Below are 16,689 nucleotides of genomic sequence, written 5' to 3' on the forward strand. Positions count from 1 at the left end.
TGGAGGCGCATTATAGGGAGTCGGCTCAGGAAGACAAGCGGAAAAATGCATTTTTATTTCAACCGCTCATCTTTTAGTCATTACGCCGATTTTTGCTGCTTTTTTATCGCTTGCGGCAGGTCTGCCAGGCTATTTAACACCCAATCCGCCGCGTTTTCTGCTTCAGGCGTAATAGGTTTACCCGTACGCACCAGCACTTTTGTTCCCACGTTCGCCGCAGCCGCTGCCTGCATATCTTCTAATTTATCGCCCACCATATAAGAAGCGGCCATATCAATATGCAAATAATCGCGTGCTGACAAAAGCATCCCCGGATGTGGTTTGCGGCAATCGCAGACCTGGCGAAACTCTTCGACACTACCCTGCGGATGATGCGGGCAATAATAGATACCATCCAGATCGACATCTCGGTCCGCCAGCGACCAGTCCATCCACTCGGTCAGCGTTTCAAACTGTGCTTCAGTAAATTTACCGCGAGCAATGCCAGACTGGTTGGTTACTACCACCAGCGCAAAGCCCATTTTTTTTAGCTCGCGCATGGCGTCAATAACACCGTCGATAAATTCAAAGTTGTCGATCTCATGGACATAGCCGTGATCGACATTAATGGTGCCATCACGGTCAAGAAAAATTGCGGGTACGCTCTTCGCCACCTTTTATAGCTCCTTAATAAGGCATGTGACGCTAGTATCGCATGTTTCGACCAGCAAGAAAGTGCTCTTCGCATAAACCTGATTGATTTAGACGTCTGGATGCCTTAACATCCATTTCATTGACGGCTTTGCCCGTTCCAGGCATTCGAAATGCCACGACTAACTTAATGACGATAATAAATAATCAATGATAAAACTTTCGAATATCACCAAAGTGTTCCACCAGGGCACCCGCACCATCCAGGCGTTGAACAACGTCAGCCTGCATGTGCCAGCTGGACAAATTTATGGCGTTATCGGTGCCTCAGGCGCGGGTAAGAGTACGCTTATACGTTGTGTAAACCTGCTGGAGCGCCCAACCGAGGGTAGCGTGCTGGTCGATGGCCAGGAGCTGACCACGCTGTCAGAATCTGAGTTGACTAAAGCTCGCCGCCAGATTGGTATGATTTTCCAGCATTTTAACCTGCTCTCTTCGCGTACTGTTTTTGGCAACGTGGCTCTGCCGCTGGAGCTGGACAACACACCGAAAGACGAGATCAAACGTCGCGTGACGGAATTGCTGTCATTGGTTGGTCTTGGTGATAAGCATGATAGCTATCCGTCGAACCTTTCCGGTGGGCAGAAACAGCGTGTGGCAATTGCCCGTGCGTTAGCCAGCAATCCCAAAGTATTGCTGTGTGATGAAGCCACCAGCGCGCTGGACCCGGCAACGACACGTTCTATTCTCGAACTGCTGAAAGACATCAACCGCCGTCTGGGTTTGACGATTCTGTTGATCACTCACGAAATGGACGTTGTGAAGCGCATTTGTGATTGCGTGGCGGTCATCAGCAATGGCGAACTGATCGAGCAGGACAAGGTAAGTGAAGTGTTCTCACATCCGAAAACGCCGTTGGCGCAAAAATTTATTCAGTCGACTCTGCATCTGGATATCCCGGAAGATTATCAGGAACGTCTGCAAGCGGAGCCGTTCACTGACTGCGTGCCGATGCTGCGTCTGGAGTTTACCGGTCAGTCGGTCGATGCCCCGCTGCTCTCCGAAACCGCGCGTCGTTTCAACGTTAATAACAACATTATTAGCGCGCAGATGGATTACGCCGGTGGCGTTAAGTTCGGCATCATGCTGACTGAAATGCACGGCACACAACAAGATACGCAAGCCGCCATTGCCTGGCTGCAGGAACACCATGTAAAAGTAGAGGTACTGGGTTATGTCTGAGCCGATGATGTGGCTGCTGGTTCGTGGCGTATGGGAAACGCTGGCAATGACCTTCGTATCCGGTTTTTTTGGGTTTGTGATTGGTCTGCCGGTTGGTGTTCTGCTTTATGTCACTCGTCCGGGGCAAATTATTGCTAACGCGAAGCTGTATCGTACCGTTTCTGCGATTGTGAACATTTTCCGTTCCATCCCGTTCATTATATTGCTGGTATGGATGATTCCGTTTACCCGCGTTATTGTCGGTACATCGATTGGTTTGCAGGCAGCGATTGTTCCGTTAACCGTTGGCGCAGCGCCGTTTATTGCCCGTATGGTCGAGAACGCTCTGCTGGAGATCCCAACCGGGTTAATTGAAGCTTCCCGCGCAATGGGTGCCACGCCAATGCAGATCGTCCGTAAAGTGCTGTTACCGGAAGCGCTGCCGGGTCTGGTGAATGCGGCAACTATCACCCTGATTACCCTGGTCGGCTATTCCGCGATGGGTGGTGCAGTCGGTGCCGGTGGTTTAGGTCAGATTGGCTATCAGTATGGCTACATCGGCTATAACGCGACGGTAATGAATACGGTACTGGTATTGCTGGTCATTCTGGTTTATTTAATTCAGTTCGCAGGCGACCGCATCGTCCGGGCTGTCACTCGCAAGTAACGTTCAACACAACATAAATAATTGAAGAAGGAATAAGGTATGGCGTTCAAATTCAAAACCTTTGCGGCAGTGGGAGCCCTGATCGGATCACTGGCACTGGTAGGCTGCGGTCAGGATGAAAAAGATCCAAACCACATTAAAGTCGGCGTGATTGTTGGTGCCGAACAGCAGGTTGCTGAAGTCGCGCAGAAAGTTGCGAAAGACAAATATGGCCTGGACGTTGAGCTGGTAACCTTCAACGACTATGTTCTGCCAAACGAAGCATTAAGCAAAGGCGATATCGACGCCAACGCCTTCCAGCATAAACCGTACCTTGATCAGCAACTGAAAGATCGTGGCTACAAACTGGTCGCAGTAGGCAACACTTTTGTTTATCCAATTGCTGGCTACTCCAAGAAGATCAAATCACTGGATGAATTGCAGGATGGCTCGCAGGTTGCCGTGCCAAACGACCCAACTAACCTTGGTCGTTCACTGCTGCTGCTGCAAAAAGTGGGCTTGATCAAACTGAAAGATGGCGTTGGCCTGCTGCCGACCGTTCTTGATGTTGTTGAGAACCCAAAAAATCTGAAAATTGTTGAGCTGGAAGCACCGCAACTGCCTCGCTCTCTGGACGACGCGCAAATCGCTCTGGCAGTTATCAACACCACCTATGCCAGCCAGATTGGCCTGACTCCGGCGAAAGACGGTATCTTTGTCGAAGATAAAGAGTCCCCGTACGTAAACCTGATCGTGACGCGTGAAGACAACAAAGACGCAGAGAACGTGAAGAAATTCGTCCAGGCTTATCAGTCTGACGAAGTTTACGAAGCAGCAAACAAAGTGTTTAACGGCGGCGCTGTTAAAGGCTGGTAATATTTAGGCTGTTTCCACAATTTGTAATATCATTCAGGACGGGCGCTTGCCCGTCTTGTCATTTTTACAAGCGCCTGATTCAATATTGACGTTTTGATCATACATTGAGGAAATACTATGCGTGCTTTACCGATCTGTTTATTAGCACTCATGCTAAGCGGCTGTTCCATGTCAAGCAGATCCCCTGTCGACCCCGTTCAAAGCACTGCTTCCCAGGCAAAAACGGAGCCAGCAAAACCGAAAGCGCCGCGCGCCGCGCCGGTCCGAATTTATACCAATGCAGAAGAATTAGTCGGCAAACCGTTCCGCGATCTCGGTGAAGTCAGTGGCGACTCATGCCAGGCCTCTAATCAGGACTCTCCGCCGAGCATTCCAACCGCGCGTAAGCGGATGCAAATCAATGCCTCTAAAATGAAAGCCAATGCGGTATTACTGCATAGCTGCGAAGTCACCAGCGGTACGCCAGGCTGCTATCGTCAGGCTGTATGTATCGGTTCTGCGCTTAATATTACGGCGAAATGAGCAGTTTCCAGTTCGAGCAAATAGGCGTTATTCGCTCGCCCTATAAAGAAAAATTCGCCGTTCCGCGCCAGCCAGGTCTGGTAAAAAGCGCCAACGGCGAACTGCATCTCATTGCTCCCTACAACCAGGCCGACGCCGTTCGCGGCCTGGAAGCATTCAGCCATTTATGGATCCTTTTCGTCTTTCATCAAACGATGGAAGGCGGCTGGCGTCCAACGGTGCGTCCACCGCGCCTCGGCGGTAACACCAGAATGGGGGTTTTCGCCACACGCTCTACTTTCCGCCCTAACCCGATTGGTATGTCGCTGGTAGAGCTGAAAGAAGTTGTTTGCCATAAAGACAGCGTGATTCTGAAGCTCGGCAGTTTGGATCTGGTCGATGGTACGCCGGTAGTGGATATCAAACCGTATCTCCCTTTTGCCGAATCGCTTCCCGATGCCAGTGCCAGCTATGCGCAAAGTGCGCCAGCGGCAGAGATGGCGGTGAGTTTTACCGCAGAGGTCGAAAAGCAGCTTTTGATACTGGAGAAGCGTTATCCGCAATTAACGCTGTTTATCCGCGAAGTTCTGGCGCAGGACCCGCGCCCGGCCTACCGTAAAGGTGAGGAAACGGGCAAAACCTATGCCGTCTGGCTGCATGATTTTAACGTTCGCTGGCGCGTCACCGACGCAGGTTTTGAAGTCTTTGCGCTGGAACCGCGTTAAATTCACGCCCTTCTCTTTTGACATTTCTTCTGCACTGGTAAACTAAATCACTTTTTTTGTCCCAGGCTCGCCTTGAGCCTGTTCTACCTTCCAACTGGAACCGTAACAACATGCGTACTAGCCAATACCTGCTCTCCACTCTCAAGGAGACACCTGCCGACGCCGAGGTGATCAGCCATCAGCTGATGCTACGCGCCGGGATGATCCGCAAGCTGGCCTCCGGGTTATATACCTGGCTGCCGACCGGCGTGCGCGTTCTGAAAAAAGTCGAACACATCGTGCGTGAAGAGATGAACAACGCCGGTGCGATCGAGGTGTTAATGCCGGTGGTTCAGCCATCTGAACTGTGGCAAGAGAGTGGTCGTTGGGAACAGTACGGCCCCGAACTGCTGCGCATTGCAGACCGTGGCGATCGTCCGTTCGTACTCGGCCCGACTCACGAAGAAGTTATTACCGACCTGATTCGTAACGAGCTTAGCTCTTACAAACAGCTGCCGCTGAACTTCTATCAGATCCAGACCAAGTTCCGCGATGAAGTGCGTCCGCGTTTCGGCGTCATGCGTTCCCGCGAATTCCTGATGAAAGATGCTTACTCTTTCCATACTTCTCAGGAATCGCTGCAGGAAACTTACGATGCAATGTATGCGGCCTACAGCAAAATCTTCAGCCGCATGGGGCTGGATTTCCGCGCCGTACAGGCCGACACCGGTTCTATCGGCGGCAGCGCCTCTCACGAATTCCAGGTGCTGGCGCAGAGCGGTGAAGACGATGTGGTCTTCTCCGACACCTCTGACTATGCAGCGAACATTGAGCTGGCAGAAGCTATCGCGCCGAAAGAACCGCGCGCTGCTGCTACCCAGGAAATGACGCTGGTTGATACGCCGAACGCGAAAACCATCGCGGAACTGGTTGAACAGTTCAATCTGCCGATTGAGAAAACGGTTAAGACTCTGCTGGTTAAAGCGGTTGAAGGCAGTAGCTTCCCGCTGGTTGCGCTGCTGGTGCGCGGTGACCACGAGCTGAACGAAGTTAAAGCAGAAAAACTGCCGCAGGTTGCAAGCCCGCTGACTTTCGCGACCGAAGAAGAAATTCGTGCCGTGGTTAAAGCTGGTCCGGGTTCACTGGGTCCGGTAAACATGCCGATTCCGGTGGTGATTGACCGTACCGTTGCGGCGATGAGTGATTTCGCTGCTGGTGCTAACATCGATGGTAAACACTACTTCGGTATCAACTGGGATCGCGATGTCGCTACCCCAGAAATTGCGGATATCCGTAACGTGGTGGCTGGCGATCCAAGCCCGGATGGTCAGGGTACGCTGCTGATCAAACGTGGTATCGAAGTCGGTCACATCTTCCAGCTGGGTACCAAGTACTCCGAAGCACTGAAAGCCTCCGTACAGGGTGAAGATGGTCGTAACCAAATCCTGACGATGGGTTGCTACGGTATCGGGGTAACGCGTGTGGTAGCTGCGGCGATTGAGCAGAACTACGACGAACGCGGCATCGTATGGCCTGACGCTATCGCGCCGTTCCAGGTGGCGATTCTGCCGATGAACATGCACAAATCCTTCCGCGTACAGGAACTGGCCGAGAAACTGTACAGCGAACTGCGTGCACAAGGTATCGAAGTGCTGCTGGATGACCGCAAAGAGCGTCCGGGCGTGATGTTTGCTGATATGGAACTGATCGGTATTCCGCACACTATTGTGCTGGGCGACCGTAACCTCGACAACGACGATATCGAATATAAATATCGTCGTAACGGCGAGAAACAGTTAATTAAGACTGGTGACATCGTCGATTATCTGGTGAAACAGATTAAAGGCTGATGCCAGAAAGGGTCCTGAATTTCAGGACCCTTTTTTACATGGATTGTATAAAATGGATAAACCAAAGGCGTACTGCCGCCTGCTTCTCCCCTGCTTTCTTTTACTTTCGGCCTGTACCGTTGATATCAGCCAGCCAGACTCATCAGCCACAGCGGTAGATGCCGAGGCAAAAACATGGGCAATCAAATTCCAGCATCAAAGCTCCTTCACCGAACAAGCAATAAAAGAAATAACGGAACCTGACCTCAAATCCGGCGATTTGCTGTTCTCCTCAAGCCTTGGGGTTACCTCATTTGGTATCCGCGTCTTCAGCACTTCCTCTGTGAGTCACGTTGCAATCTATTTGGGAGATAGTAACGTTGCAGAAGCGACAGGCGCTGGCGTCCAGATTGTTTCCCTGAAAAAAGCAATGAAGCACAGTGATAAGCTTTTCGTTTTACGAGTCCCGGACCTTACCCCGCAACAAGCCACAGAAATCACCGCGTTCGCCAACAAAATCAAAGATAGCGGGTATAACTATCGCGGCATTGTCGAGTTCATTCCATTTATGGTGACCCGCCAGATGTGCTCACTGAATCCTTTTTCCGCAGATTTTCGCCAACAGTGCGTCAGCGGCCTGGCGAAAGCGCAGTTAAGCAGTGTGGGCGAAGGAGACAAAAAGTCGTGGTTTTGTTCGGAATTTGTCACGGATGCATTTGCCAAAGCCGGGCATCCGCTTACGCTGGCGCAATCAGGCTGGATTAGCCCTGCCGATCTGATGCATATGCGTAGTGGTGATGTCTCTGCATTTAAACCAGAAACGCAGTTACAGTATGTTGGGCACCTGAAACCAGGGATTTATATTAAAGCAAGTCGCTTTGTTGGACTGACTCAGTGATAAAAGCCAGCCTCGTGCGCAAAATGCCGGATGCGGCGTGAACGCCTTATCCGGCCTGCAAAATCGTGCTAATTCAAAATATTGCACTGTATGCTTTAGGCCTGATAAGCGCAGCGCATGAGGCAATATTTCGTTTGTTTCTGTCTCAAGACGGGTTACAGCCCCAAACTACTGCAATCCTTGTTCGGGTAAAATTTACCCGCCGTATCGGGCGCTAATGCTTTGGTCGGCGCACCGGTATCCGGATTAGCCTCCAGCGTAAAGTGACCTTCAACTGACAGTAACACCGGTTTTTCACTGTTACCCCGCGCAGCCAGGTAGCCACGCTCCAGCTCTGCGTTATTCGCCACCATAAAACGTTTTCCGGTCGCGCAATCTGTAAAGGTCGCCGCATCAGCCATATAGAAATACATGCCACGCAGGGTCATCGGCGTCATTGGCATGCTCGATTTTGCCGGTTCCAGCGTGTAGTTGAACTGCGATTCAATGGGATTACCTTCACGATCGAGCATCTCCAGTGCATCCCCTTTCGCTCGATAATATGACTTTTCACCTTTGCTGTCGGTTAATACCAGCTTGTCGGCAGTTCGCGCCCATGTACCGTAGGAGGCAAAGGATGAAGGCTCTTCACGAGCGCCAAGATAGCGTTCGTTCATCACCCAGGTTCCATCTTTTTCGAGGAACAGAGAGGTTTCGATCCCTTCGCAATCGGCACACGGCAGCACGCCGCGCCAACTTTGCGGCATCGGTTTCAGTTCGGCAGCCTGCGCCGGAGAAAGCGTATCGACTTCGGCCCGATTGTTACATCCCATCAGAGTAAAGAGGCTGATTACAGCCATCGCTGTCACTATCGCTTTTCTCACCATCCATTCCTTCTTTTTACTCCCGACCGCTGCGCACTTTGCCGCGCATCGCCTTCACGCTTGATTTTTGTGCCTTCGATGCCAGCCTGCGCTCTTTTGATGCGCGGGTTGGCCGCGTGGGTCGTCGGGTTTTTTGTTCTGTTGTTAATTCTTTAATCACTGCCACCAACCGGGCCAGCGCCGCTTCGCGGTTGAGCTCCTGACTACGGTATTCCTGCGCCTTAATGACAATCACGCCATCGCTGCTGATTAAATGATGGCTGGCGGCGAGCAGGCGTTCTTTGTAATACTCTGGCAGGCTGGACGCCCGAATGTCAAAACGCAGATGAATAGCCGTTGAGGTCTTATTGACATGTTGCCCGCCCGCGCCCTGCGCACGAATGGCGGTGATCTCAAGCTCACCATCGGGGATAGCAACATGTCGGGAAATCACAATCATGAAGGTTGTTGCCAGGCGGTTAAGTTCACTTCCAGATTATTCTTATCATCCGATAACCAGATAACACCATCCTGAATCGTTGCCTGCAGCGTCATGGTACGATCGGCAAAGGCGCTTACTTTCGCCAGTTGTTCATCGTCCAGATACCAGACGGAAAGATTGGCAAACTGCGCACATTTGCTCTGATTTTGCTGCCACCAGATTTGCGCCGCCCGACTATTATAGGCAAACAGCGCCACTTCTGCGGCCTGGGTGCAGGCTTTCTTAATCCGCCGCTCATCCGGCAGCCCCAGTTCAATCCACAAATCAATGCCCAGGTGATCGTTACGCAGCCACGCTTCCGGCTCATCATCGGCACACAAACCTCGGGTAAATTGCAGACGTTCATCAGCATATTTCAGCCACGCCAGCAGGCGCAGCATCATACGCTCCTGGGTTTCTGAAGGGTGGCGCGCCAGCGTCAGAGAGGCATCGAGAAACTGGTTGCGGTCGAGATCGGCCACATTAACCGTCGCTTTATAAATTGTCGCTTTAAGCGCCATAAGAAAACTCCTTTCGAATCAGGAGGCCATTGTAACGGAATACGTGCAGTTGCGGCGCTGATATTGCAGAAATGAGTGTGGTATAGTCACCTTGCGAAACAGAGTTTATCTTCGTAGGCTTAGACTTGCATCCACGGTTAAGTCAGAGTGCTGACAGGAGGGCATGTGGAAAAATATTGTGAGTTAATACGCAAGCGGTACGCGGAAATCGCCAGCGGAGACTTAGGATACGTTCCGGACGCGCTGGGCTGCGTTTTGAAAGTGCTGAATGAAATGGCTGCCGACGACGCCCTTTCTGAGGCTGTCAGGGAAAAAGCAGCATACGCTGCGGCAAACTTACTGGTGAGCGATTATGTCAATGAATGATACGTATCAACCAATCAATTGTGATGATTACGATAATCTTGAGCTCGCCTGCCAGCATCATTTAATGCTGACACTTGAGCTGAAAGATGGCGAAAAATTGCAGGCGAAGGCCAGCGATTTGGTCTCCCGCAAAAATGTGGAGTATCTGGTCGTCGAGGCCGCTGGCGAAACCCGCGAGCTACGTCTGGATAAAATTACCAGCTTTAGCCACCCGGAAATCGGTACGGTGGTAGTGAGCGAGTCCTGATTGACTTTCGCCGGATGCGACGCTTAATGCGTCATATCCGGCCTTCACTTAACTAAGCGTTTCGCTGCCAGACAAAACTTACGCCCTTCTCACCTTCAGCCACACCTTCTTGCGTCACAAATACCCCTGCCGCCGCAATCAGCGTTTCGCCATAAAACAGCAGTGGCGTGGTGTCACGTAGCCACGGCGGAACGCCCAGCTCCTGCCAGATTTTCTTCAGCTTACGTCCGCCGTTGCGACCGACAATATGCAGCAATCCTGGCGCTTTGAAACGCACGCAGACTGCTTCGTCTGCACGTGGAAGGCGAATATCGTCTCCCGCAGTAAGCTGTACACTTCCCAGCCCCGCCGGTAATTCCAGCGGCTGTTGCCACGCCAGCCACGGCACAATGGTTTCGCTTTGCCCGGCAACGGATTTAATCCACCACAGTTGCGACTGATAGCGGCGGATTTCAAACGCGCCAAAACGTAAACAGGGGGAAGCATCTTCCCGCGCCAGCGCCACTTCCTGCCAGATCCTCACCAACGCGTCGCGGGAAGGCATCGGTGCATTCTGCCCTGCCAGCCAGCGGCGGATAATCGCCGCGCGACGGGCATCACTCATCGTCATCATTGGCGCAATCTGCAGCGTCCTTTGCGGCGTTTGGCAGTGCGCTAAATCATCCGCCAGCAGTTCATCCAGCAGGCTCTCTTGTTCGGCGCAAAGTGCGGCACTACGGGCCGTCGCTTCGGCAAAATGCGGCCAACGCTGCTGCAATAACGGCACCACGCGCAAGCGCAGGAAGTTACGATCGTAGCTATCATCCTGATTACTTTCGTCTTCAATCCAGCGTAAACCATGCGCCAACGCCCACTGCGCCAGTTCTCCCCGCGTGCGAGCGAGGAACGGTCGGATAAGCCGCGTTCCGGCAAACTCCGAGACTTCCCCCATAGCCGAAAGCCCGGCAGGGCCGCTACCGCGTTTAAGTGCCAGCAGAAAGGTTTCACATTGATCGTCAAGATGTTGTGCTGTGACCAGTACTTCACCAGGCAACAGGGTGCGGGCAAATGCCTGATAACGCGCCTGCCGCGCCTGGGCCTCAATGCCTAACCCCTCTTGCGCAAGTTGTACGCGCTCGACCACCAGCGGCACCTGCCACTGCTGGCAGATATTTTCACAATGTTGCACCCAGGCATCAGCATTGGCACTTAAACCGTGATGCACATGGATAGCGCGCAAAGTGACGCCCGGATTTTCCGCCCGCCACTGCACCAGCTGATGCAGCAGAACGGTAGAGTCAAGCCCGCCGCTAAAGGCCGCCAGAATCTGGCGTGAGGTGAGAAGTTGTGTATTCAGTGTGAGTGTCATGATAGCGCGATTTTACAGTAGCGATGCCCGGCACGTTACCGGGCAAATGCAGTAATGACAAGCCTTACTGCTCATACAGTTCCAGCGGCAGTCCGTCAGGGTCGTTAAAGAACGTGAAGCGTTTTTGGGTGTATGGATCGACACGTATCGCTTCACATTTCACGTTATTGCTTTCCAGGTGCGCCACTGCCGTATCGATATCATCAACGCTAAAAGCCAGATGGCGCAGGCCGCAGGCTTCCGGTCGACTGGGTCGTTGCGGCGGAAACGGAAATGAGAAAAGCTCAATCACGTACTGCCCATTAAGTGCCAAATCCCCTTTCCACGAATCTCGCGCTTCACGATAGACTTCGCTTTGCAGCGTGAAGCCGAGAATGTCGCAGTAAAAAGCTTTGCTCACCGCATAATCCGTCGCAATAATCGCAATATGGTGAACCTGTTTTAAACCCAACATAGAATCTCCTGCATTGATATGATACGCACGTGCATCGCTATATATTGATAATACGCACAAATTACAGGAAAGATGAATCAGACATTTACACTGACTTTAAAACAACATCTCAAACGCCTGTAATAGCGGTTGAGATGCGGTTTGGTGAAGCGCTTTGCGGGAGATTACTCTGCGCTATTCTTGCTAACACTCTCGGCAATGCGGCGCAAATATTCGTTATTCTTAAACGCTATCATAATTAATTCGAAAGTCATACGACAGCTTATAAGACCAATGACGGTATAAGCTAACCCTAAGATAATGTTTCCGCTAAATATGGAGAAGACACCGCCTATCAGTGTTAGCACCATAGCCAGCCAGTAAAAAAACACCAGAACACGCGGCATAAGAAGATGATCAAATCCTAAAATTGCTTTCATATTTTATCCTTAAAAATTCTATGAGATTGATAAATTTATATTATTTTTGACCACTGTGTATATTGGTATATGCCTCCGAAATCGGAGTTATCAACATGAGTTCAAGAATTTTATGGCAGGAGAAAACGAAAGTAAGATTATCTAAATGTATTTATAATATGACTAAATAAACCACATAGAAAAAAGGCCACCGAAGTGACCCTTTTCAGAATATTTGCTGATTACGCGTAGCCGTAGCTCATCAGGCGCTGATAACGACGATTTTTTAAATCTTCAGTGCTTAACACGTCGAGATCGGCCAGATCCGCCAGCAGTTGCGCTTTCAAAGACGCCGCCATCGCTTCCGGGTTACGGTGAGCGCCGCCCAGCGGTTCCGGGATGATGGAGTCGATCAGTTTCAGTTCTTTCAAACGCGGAGCGATGATACCCATCGCTTCAGCCGCCAGCGGCGCTTTGTCGGCGCTCTTCCACAGAATGGACGCGCAACCTTCCGGCGAGATAACGGAATAGGTGCTGTATTGCAGCATATTCACTTTATCGCCCACACCAATCGCCAGCGCGCCGCCAGAACCACCTTCACCGATAACGGTACAAATAGTCGGTACGCTAAGGCGAGACATTTCACGCAGGTTGCGCGCGATGGCTTCAGACTGACCACGCTCTTCTGCGCCCACGCCAGGATAAGCCCCCGGGGTGTCGATAAAGGTGATGATTGGCATCTTAAAGCGTTCAGCCATTTGCATCAGACGCAGTGCTTTGCGGTAGCCTTCAGGCGCTGGCATACCAAAGTTACGGCGAATTTTTTCTTTGGTTTCACGACCTTTTTGATGACCAATGATCATCACCGGACGACCATCGAGACGGGCGATACCACCGACGATAGCTTTATCGTCTGCATACGCGCGGTCGCCAGCCAGTTCGTCAAACTCATCAAATGCCAGGCGAACGTAATCCAGGGTATAAGGACGCTGTGGATGGCGTGCCAGTTGCGCAATCTGCCATGCACCGAGATCGGCGAAGATTTTACGCGTCAGTTCTACGCTTTTTTCACGCAGACGATGCACTTCTTCATCGATGTTAATATCCAGTTTCTCATCCTGACGGCTAACCGCAGTCAGAGAATCGATTTTCGCTTCCAGCTCTGCAATCGGCTGTTCAAAATCAAGGAAATTCAGACTCATAGTATTCCTGTATTAGTCAAACTCCAGTTCCACCTGCTCCGAACCAATGAGGCCACGGAGATCGTTTAATAAACGATCGCTCGGAGAGACACGCCACGTCGCGCCAAAACGCAACCGCGCGCGTGCATCCGCCCTCTGATAGTAGAGATGTACTGGAATTGTCCCAGAGCGGTGGGGTTCCAGAGACTGACGGAGTCGGTTTAAAAGCTGGTCATCAATTTGCCTGTCCGTCAGCGAGATAGCAAGCCCGCGAGCATATTTTTCCCGGGCTTCGTCAATATCCATCACTTCGCGAGCGGTCATTTTAAGCCCACCGCTGAAGTCATCAAAGCTGACCTGTCCGCTGACGATAAGTATGCGGTCTTTTTCCAGCAATTGCTGGTATTTATCCAGGGCGTCTGTAAACAACATCACTTCCAGGCGCCCGGAGCGGTCATCCAGCGTGCAGATACCGATACGATTGCCGCGCTTGGTGACCATAACCCGCGCGGCAACAACGAGCCCCGCAGCCGTGGTGACTTTACCACGTTCTGTCGGGTGCATGTCTTTCAGCCTTACGCCTCCGACATAACGCTCAATCTCTTTTAAATACTGGTTGATAGGGTGTCCCGTCAGGTACAGACCTAACGTTTCACGTTCCCCATCTAACACCACCTGCTCCGGCCACGGCTGGCAGCTGGCGTAGGATTGTTCAATTTGTTCCGGCTCTTCGGCCAGCACGCCGAACATATCGGCCTGACCGATAGCTTCCGCTTTCGCGTGTTGATCTGCCGCTTTTAACGCATCGCCCAGCGAGTTCATAAGCGCCGCGCGGTGTGGACCCAGACGGTCAAACGCCCCGGACATGATCAGTTTTTCCAGCACTCGCCGGTTTAACTTTTTGGTGTCGGTTCGGGCGCAGAGATCAAACAGTTCGCGGAAGTAGCCGCCTTTATTACGGGCTTCGATGATGGCCTCAATCGGACCTTCACCTACCCCTTTGATCGCGCCAATACCATACACGATTTCGCCGTCGTCGTTGACGTGGAAATGGTAAAGACCGGAGTTTATATCTGGTGGCAGGATTTTCAGCCCCATCCGCCAGCACTCATCCACCAGGCCCACCACCTTCTCGGTATTATCCATATCGGCAGTCATTACCGCCGCCATAAACTCTGCCGGATAGTGCGCTTTCAGCCATAACGTTTGATATGACACCAAAGCATAGGCCGCAGAGTGCGATTTGTTAAATCCGTAACCGGCGAATTTCTCCACCAGATCGAAGATTTTCATCGCCAGTTCGGCGTTGATCCCGTTCTTTTCTGCACCTTCAGCAAATACAGAACGCTGCTTAGCCATCTCTTCCGGCTTTTTCTTACCCATCGCACGACGCAGCATATCCGCGCCACCGAGGGTATAACCAGAAAGCACCTGGGCAATCTGCATGACCTGTTCCTGATACAGGATAATGCCGTAGGTTGGCTCCAGTACCGGTTTCAGGCTTTCATGCTGCCACTGCACGTCCGGGTAGGAAATCTCTTCGCGACCATGTTTACGGTCGATAAAGTTATCCACCATCCCTGATTGCAACGGGCCGGGGCGGAACAGTGCCACCAGTGCGATCATATCTTCGAAGCAGTCAGGTTGCAGACGCTTGATCAGGTCTTTCATGCCGCGCGATTCAAGCTGGAATACCGCCGTGGTTTCCGAGCGTTGCAGCATGTCGAAGCTTTTCTTGTCATCCAGCGGGATCGCGGCGATATCCAGCGGCGGCTCGCCATTCTTCGCCCGCCGCTTGTTGATCATCTCCAGCGCCCAGTTGATGATGGTGAGCGTACGCAAGCCGAGGAAGTCGAACTTCACCAGTCCGGCGTATTCAACGTCGCTTTTATCAAACTGGGTGACCGGATGTTTGCCCTCTTCATCGCAATAAAGTGGCGCAAAATCTGTAATTTTGGTCGGCGCGATAACCACCCCACCGGCGTGCTTACCGGCGTTACGGGTGACCCCTTCCAGTTTGCGCGCCATGTCGATCAGCGCCTTAACTTCTTCATCTGCTTCGTAGATTTCCGGCAGCTGCGGCTCGGCTTCAAACGCTTTCGCCAGCGTCATCCCCGGATCGGGCGGGATCAGTTTCGAGATACGGTCGACAAAGCCGTACGGATGCCCCAGCACGCGGCCTACGTCGCGGATCACCGCTTTCGCCGCCATCGTACCGAAGGTGATAATCTGCGATACCGCATCACGACCGTACATGTCCGCTACGTGTTCGATAACCTGGTCGCGTTTCTCCATACAGAAGTCAACGTCGAAGTCAGGCATGGAGACACGTTCCGGGTTAAGGAAACGTTCGAACAGCAGGTCAAATTCCAGCGGATCGAGGTCGGTGATTTTCAGCGCGTAGGCCACCAGTGACCCTGCACCGGAACCACGGCCCGGCCCTACCGGTACGCCGTTATCTTTCGACCACTGGATAAATTCCATAACGATGAGGAAGTAGCCCGGGAAGCCCATCTGGTTGATAACCTGAAGTTCAGTCTCCAGACGCTCGTCATATTCCGGGCGGCGCTTAAGACGTTCTTCCTCGTCAGGGAATAAAAATGCCAGACGCTCTTCCAGCCCCTCTTTCGCACGCTTGACCAGATAATCTTCAGTACTCATGTCCCCGGTCGGGAACTGCGGCAGGAAGTATTCACCAAGACGCACAGTTACGTTACAGCGTTTGGCGATCTCAACGGTGTTGGCAAGGGCTTCGGGGATGTCGGCAAACAGCTCGCACATTTCCTCTTCGCTACGCATATATTGCTGCGGCGAATAATTACGTGGGCGTTTGGGATCGTCAAGGGTAAAGCCGTCGTGGATCGCGACGCGGATTTCGTGTGCATCAAAGTCGCTGCTGTCGATAAAACGCACGTCGTTGGTCGCAACGACGGGCAAACCGCGCGCTTCCGCCAGTTCCACCGCCGCGTGCAAATAGCTTTCTTCGTCCGGCCTTCCGGTGCGGATCAGCTCGAGAAAATAGCGATCCGGGAAGTGTTCTTCATAAAACGCGACACACTCATCTACCAGCGCGCTGTTACCACGCAAAAGACTGCGCCCGACGTCGCCCATGCGCCCGCCAGAGAGCAAAATCAGCCCTTCGTTTAATTCGATAAGCCAGTCGCGATCGATGATCGGTCCGGCGGCACCGTAACCGCGCTGATACGCTTTTGAGATCAGCAACGTCAGATTCTGATAGCCAGTATTGTTCGCCGCCAGCACCGTCAGGTGGGTTAACTCATCACCCAGCAGGTCGCACTGGACATTAAAATCCGCCCCGACGATGGGCTTAATCCCTGCGCCATGTCCCGCTCCGTAGAACTTCACCAGACCGCAAAGGTTGGTGAAATCGGTGATCGCCAGCGCAGGCATACCCAACGCCGCCGCCTTTTTTACCAGCGGCGCGGTTTTGGCCAGGCCATCGATCATCGAGTAGTCGCTGTGCACCCGCAGGTGTACGAAACGTGGTTCAGACATCTTCAGATTCCGGTTTACTTAATCTCGACA

Annotated in this window: 18 protein-coding genes; 9 read left to right on the forward strand and 9 right to left on the reverse strand. The window is 52.2% G+C overall.

Going from position 1 to position 16,689, the window contains the following annotated elements; genetic code table 11:
* Positions 1 to 80 precede the first annotated feature (80 nt).
* Positions 81 to 653: a D-glycero-beta-D-manno-heptose 1,7-bisphosphate 7-phosphatase gene (gene gmhB, locus FEK47_RS12095; protein WP_097751265.1), complete on the reverse strand. Its 573-nt coding sequence runs from the start codon at positions 651 to 653 to the stop codon at positions 81 to 83.
* Between the two features lie 187 nt (positions 654 to 840).
* Between gmhB and metN the strand changes: the two genes are divergently transcribed.
* From metN to FEK47_RS12130, 7 genes are all read left to right on the forward strand, one after another.
* The gene (gene metN / locus FEK47_RS12100) at positions 841 to 1,872 is read left to right on the forward strand and encodes a methionine ABC transporter ATP-binding protein MetN (protein WP_000593990.1); all 1,032 of its coding nucleotides are present in this window, start codon (positions 841 to 843) and stop codon (positions 1,870 to 1,872) included.
* Positions 1,865 to 2,518 carry a methionine ABC transporter permease MetI gene (locus FEK47_RS12105; protein ID WP_001294600.1) on the forward strand — a complete coding sequence of 218 codons (654 nt, stop codon included), beginning with the start codon at positions 1,865 to 1,867 and terminating at the stop codon, positions 2,516 to 2,518. The genes metN and FEK47_RS12105 overlap by 8 nt, the downstream gene beginning before the upstream one ends.
* Positions 2,519 to 2,557: 39 nt before the next feature.
* Entirely contained in the window at positions 2,558 to 3,373 is an 816-nt protein-coding gene (metQ, locus tag FEK47_RS12110) for a methionine ABC transporter substrate-binding lipoprotein MetQ (RefSeq protein WP_000874226.1), read from the forward strand.
* Between the two features lie 117 nt (positions 3,374 to 3,490).
* Positions 3,491 to 3,895: an Rcs stress response system protein RcsF gene (rcsF, locus tag FEK47_RS12115; protein WP_135486633.1), complete on the forward strand. Its 405-nt coding sequence runs from the start codon at positions 3,491 to 3,493 to the stop codon at positions 3,893 to 3,895.
* Complete coding sequence (gene tsaA / locus FEK47_RS12120; RefSeq protein ID WP_135486634.1) at positions 3,892 to 4,599, forward strand: tRNA (N6-threonylcarbamoyladenosine(37)-N6)-methyltransferase TrmO; 708 nt, start codon at positions 3,892 to 3,894, stop codon at positions 4,597 to 4,599. Before rcsF ends, tsaA begins: the two co-directional genes overlap by 4 nt.
* A 110-nt stretch (positions 4,600 to 4,709) precedes the next feature.
* Entirely contained in the window at positions 4,710 to 6,428 is a 1,719-nt protein-coding gene (gene proS / locus FEK47_RS12125; RefSeq protein ID WP_135486635.1) for a proline--tRNA ligase, read from the forward strand.
* A gap of 52 nt (positions 6,429 to 6,480) precedes the next feature.
* Positions 6,481 to 7,305: a YaeF family permuted papain-like enzyme gene (locus FEK47_RS12130; protein WP_135486636.1), complete on the forward strand. Its 825-nt coding sequence runs from the start codon at positions 6,481 to 6,483 to the stop codon at positions 7,303 to 7,305.
* 155 nt (positions 7,306 to 7,460) lie between these two features.
* Here FEK47_RS12130 and nlpE read toward each other — a convergent pair whose 3' ends face one another.
* The 3 genes from nlpE to FEK47_RS12145 are packed head-to-tail and all read right to left on the reverse strand — an operon-like array spanning position 7,461 to position 9,149.
* The gene (nlpE, locus tag FEK47_RS12135; RefSeq protein ID WP_135486637.1) at positions 7,461 to 8,171 is read right to left on the reverse strand and encodes an envelope stress response activation lipoprotein NlpE; all 711 of its coding nucleotides are present in this window, start codon (positions 8,169 to 8,171) and stop codon (positions 7,461 to 7,463) included.
* A gap of 13 nt (positions 8,172 to 8,184) precedes the next feature.
* On the reverse strand, positions 8,185 to 8,607 hold the full coding sequence (gene arfB / locus FEK47_RS12140; RefSeq protein ID WP_135486638.1) for an alternative ribosome rescue aminoacyl-tRNA hydrolase ArfB: 423 nt from the start codon (positions 8,605 to 8,607) through the stop codon (positions 8,185 to 8,187).
* Positions 8,604 to 9,149, reverse strand: coding sequence for a YaeQ family protein (locus tag FEK47_RS12145; protein WP_001185282.1), 546 nt, complete (start codon positions 9,147 to 9,149; stop codon positions 8,604 to 8,606). The genes arfB and FEK47_RS12145 overlap by 4 nt, the downstream gene beginning before the upstream one ends.
* 165 nt (positions 9,150 to 9,314) lie before the next feature.
* On the opposite strand from FEK47_RS12145, the gene FEK47_RS12150 reads away from it, so the two are divergent.
* Together FEK47_RS12150 and rof are read left to right on the forward strand one after the other, a co-directional pair.
* Positions 9,315 to 9,515 (forward strand): YaeP family protein, encoded by a 201-nt coding sequence (locus tag FEK47_RS12150; RefSeq protein ID WP_000417058.1) that lies wholly within the window; start codon positions 9,315 to 9,317, stop codon positions 9,513 to 9,515.
* Complete coding sequence (rof, locus tag FEK47_RS12155) at positions 9,502 to 9,762, forward strand: Rho-binding antiterminator (RefSeq protein WP_000062312.1); 261 nt, start codon at positions 9,502 to 9,504, stop codon at positions 9,760 to 9,762. The genes FEK47_RS12150 and rof overlap by 14 nt, the downstream gene beginning before the upstream one ends.
* A gap of 52 nt (positions 9,763 to 9,814) precedes the next feature.
* Here the strand turns inward: rof and tilS are convergent, their stop codons facing one another.
* From tilS to dnaE, 5 genes are all read right to left on the reverse strand, one after another.
* Complete coding sequence (tilS, locus tag FEK47_RS12160) at positions 9,815 to 11,110, reverse strand: tRNA lysidine(34) synthetase TilS (RefSeq protein WP_135486639.1); 1,296 nt, start codon at positions 11,108 to 11,110, stop codon at positions 9,815 to 9,817.
* A 64-nt stretch (positions 11,111 to 11,174) separates the two neighbouring features.
* Positions 11,175 to 11,564 (reverse strand): VOC family protein, encoded by a 390-nt coding sequence (locus FEK47_RS12165; RefSeq protein WP_130205038.1) that lies wholly within the window; start codon positions 11,562 to 11,564, stop codon positions 11,175 to 11,177.
* A 164-nt stretch (positions 11,565 to 11,728) separates the two neighbouring features.
* A complete protein-coding gene (locus FEK47_RS12170; protein ID WP_130205036.1) occupies positions 11,729 to 11,983 on the reverse strand; it encodes a DUF4282 domain-containing protein in 255 nt (84 codons plus the stop codon).
* Between the two features lie 221 nt (positions 11,984 to 12,204).
* Positions 12,205 to 13,164, reverse strand: a complete 960-nt coding sequence (gene accA, locus FEK47_RS12175; protein ID WP_000055746.1) for an acetyl-CoA carboxylase carboxyl transferase subunit alpha — start codon at positions 13,162 to 13,164, stop codon at positions 12,205 to 12,207.
* A 12-nt stretch (positions 13,165 to 13,176) separates the two neighbouring features.
* The gene (gene dnaE, locus FEK47_RS12180; protein ID WP_135406077.1) at positions 13,177 to 16,659 is read right to left on the reverse strand and encodes a DNA polymerase III subunit alpha; all 3,483 of its coding nucleotides are present in this window, start codon (positions 16,657 to 16,659) and stop codon (positions 13,177 to 13,179) included.
* Between the last annotated feature and the right edge of the window lie 30 nt (positions 16,660 to 16,689).

This window comes from Escherichia sp. E3659 (genome assembly GCF_005781135.1).
GTDB lineage: Bacteria > Pseudomonadota > Gammaproteobacteria > Enterobacterales > Enterobacteriaceae > Escherichia.

Coding starts and splice junctions, on each gene's coding strand:
- tilS (WP_135486639.1), bottom strand. CDS start 11,110: ATGACACTCACACTGAATACACAACTTCTCACCTCACGCCAGATTCTG.
- FEK47_RS12145 (WP_001185282.1), bottom strand. CDS start 9,149: ATGGCGCTTAAAGCGACAATTTATAAAGCGACGGTTAATGTGGCCGAT.
- FEK47_RS12105 (WP_001294600.1), top strand. CDS start 1,865: ATGTCTGAGCCGATGATGTGGCTGCTGGTTCGTGGCGTATGGGAAACG.
- rof (WP_000062312.1), top strand. CDS start 9,502: ATGTCAATGAATGATACGTATCAACCAATCAATTGTGATGATTACGAT.
- metQ (WP_000874226.1), top strand. CDS start 2,558: ATGGCGTTCAAATTCAAAACCTTTGCGGCAGTGGGAGCCCTGATCGGA.
- accA (WP_000055746.1), bottom strand. CDS start 13,164: ATGAGTCTGAATTTCCTTGATTTTGAACAGCCGATTGCAGAGCTGGAA.
- nlpE (WP_135486637.1), bottom strand. CDS start 8,171: ATGGTGAGAAAAGCGATAGTGACAGCGATGGCTGTAATCAGCCTCTTT.
- FEK47_RS12170 (WP_130205036.1), bottom strand. CDS start 11,983: ATGAAAGCAATTTTAGGATTTGATCATCTTCTTATGCCGCGTGTTCTG.
- metN (WP_000593990.1), top strand. CDS start 841: ATGATAAAACTTTCGAATATCACCAAAGTGTTCCACCAGGGCACCCGC.
- arfB (WP_135486638.1), bottom strand. CDS start 8,607: ATGATTGTGATTTCCCGACATGTTGCTATCCCCGATGGTGAGCTTGAG.
- dnaE (WP_135406077.1), bottom strand. CDS start 16,659: ATGTCTGAACCACGTTTCGTACACCTGCGGGTGCACAGCGACTACTCG.
- proS (WP_135486635.1), top strand. CDS start 4,710: ATGCGTACTAGCCAATACCTGCTCTCCACTCTCAAGGAGACACCTGCC.
- tsaA (WP_135486634.1), top strand. CDS start 3,892: ATGAGCAGTTTCCAGTTCGAGCAAATAGGCGTTATTCGCTCGCCCTAT.
- FEK47_RS12165 (WP_130205038.1), bottom strand. CDS start 11,564: ATGTTGGGTTTAAAACAGGTTCACCATATTGCGATTATTGCGACGGAT.
- rcsF (WP_135486633.1), top strand. CDS start 3,491: ATGCGTGCTTTACCGATCTGTTTATTAGCACTCATGCTAAGCGGCTGT.
- FEK47_RS12130 (WP_135486636.1), top strand. CDS start 6,481: ATGGATAAACCAAAGGCGTACTGCCGCCTGCTTCTCCCCTGCTTTCTT.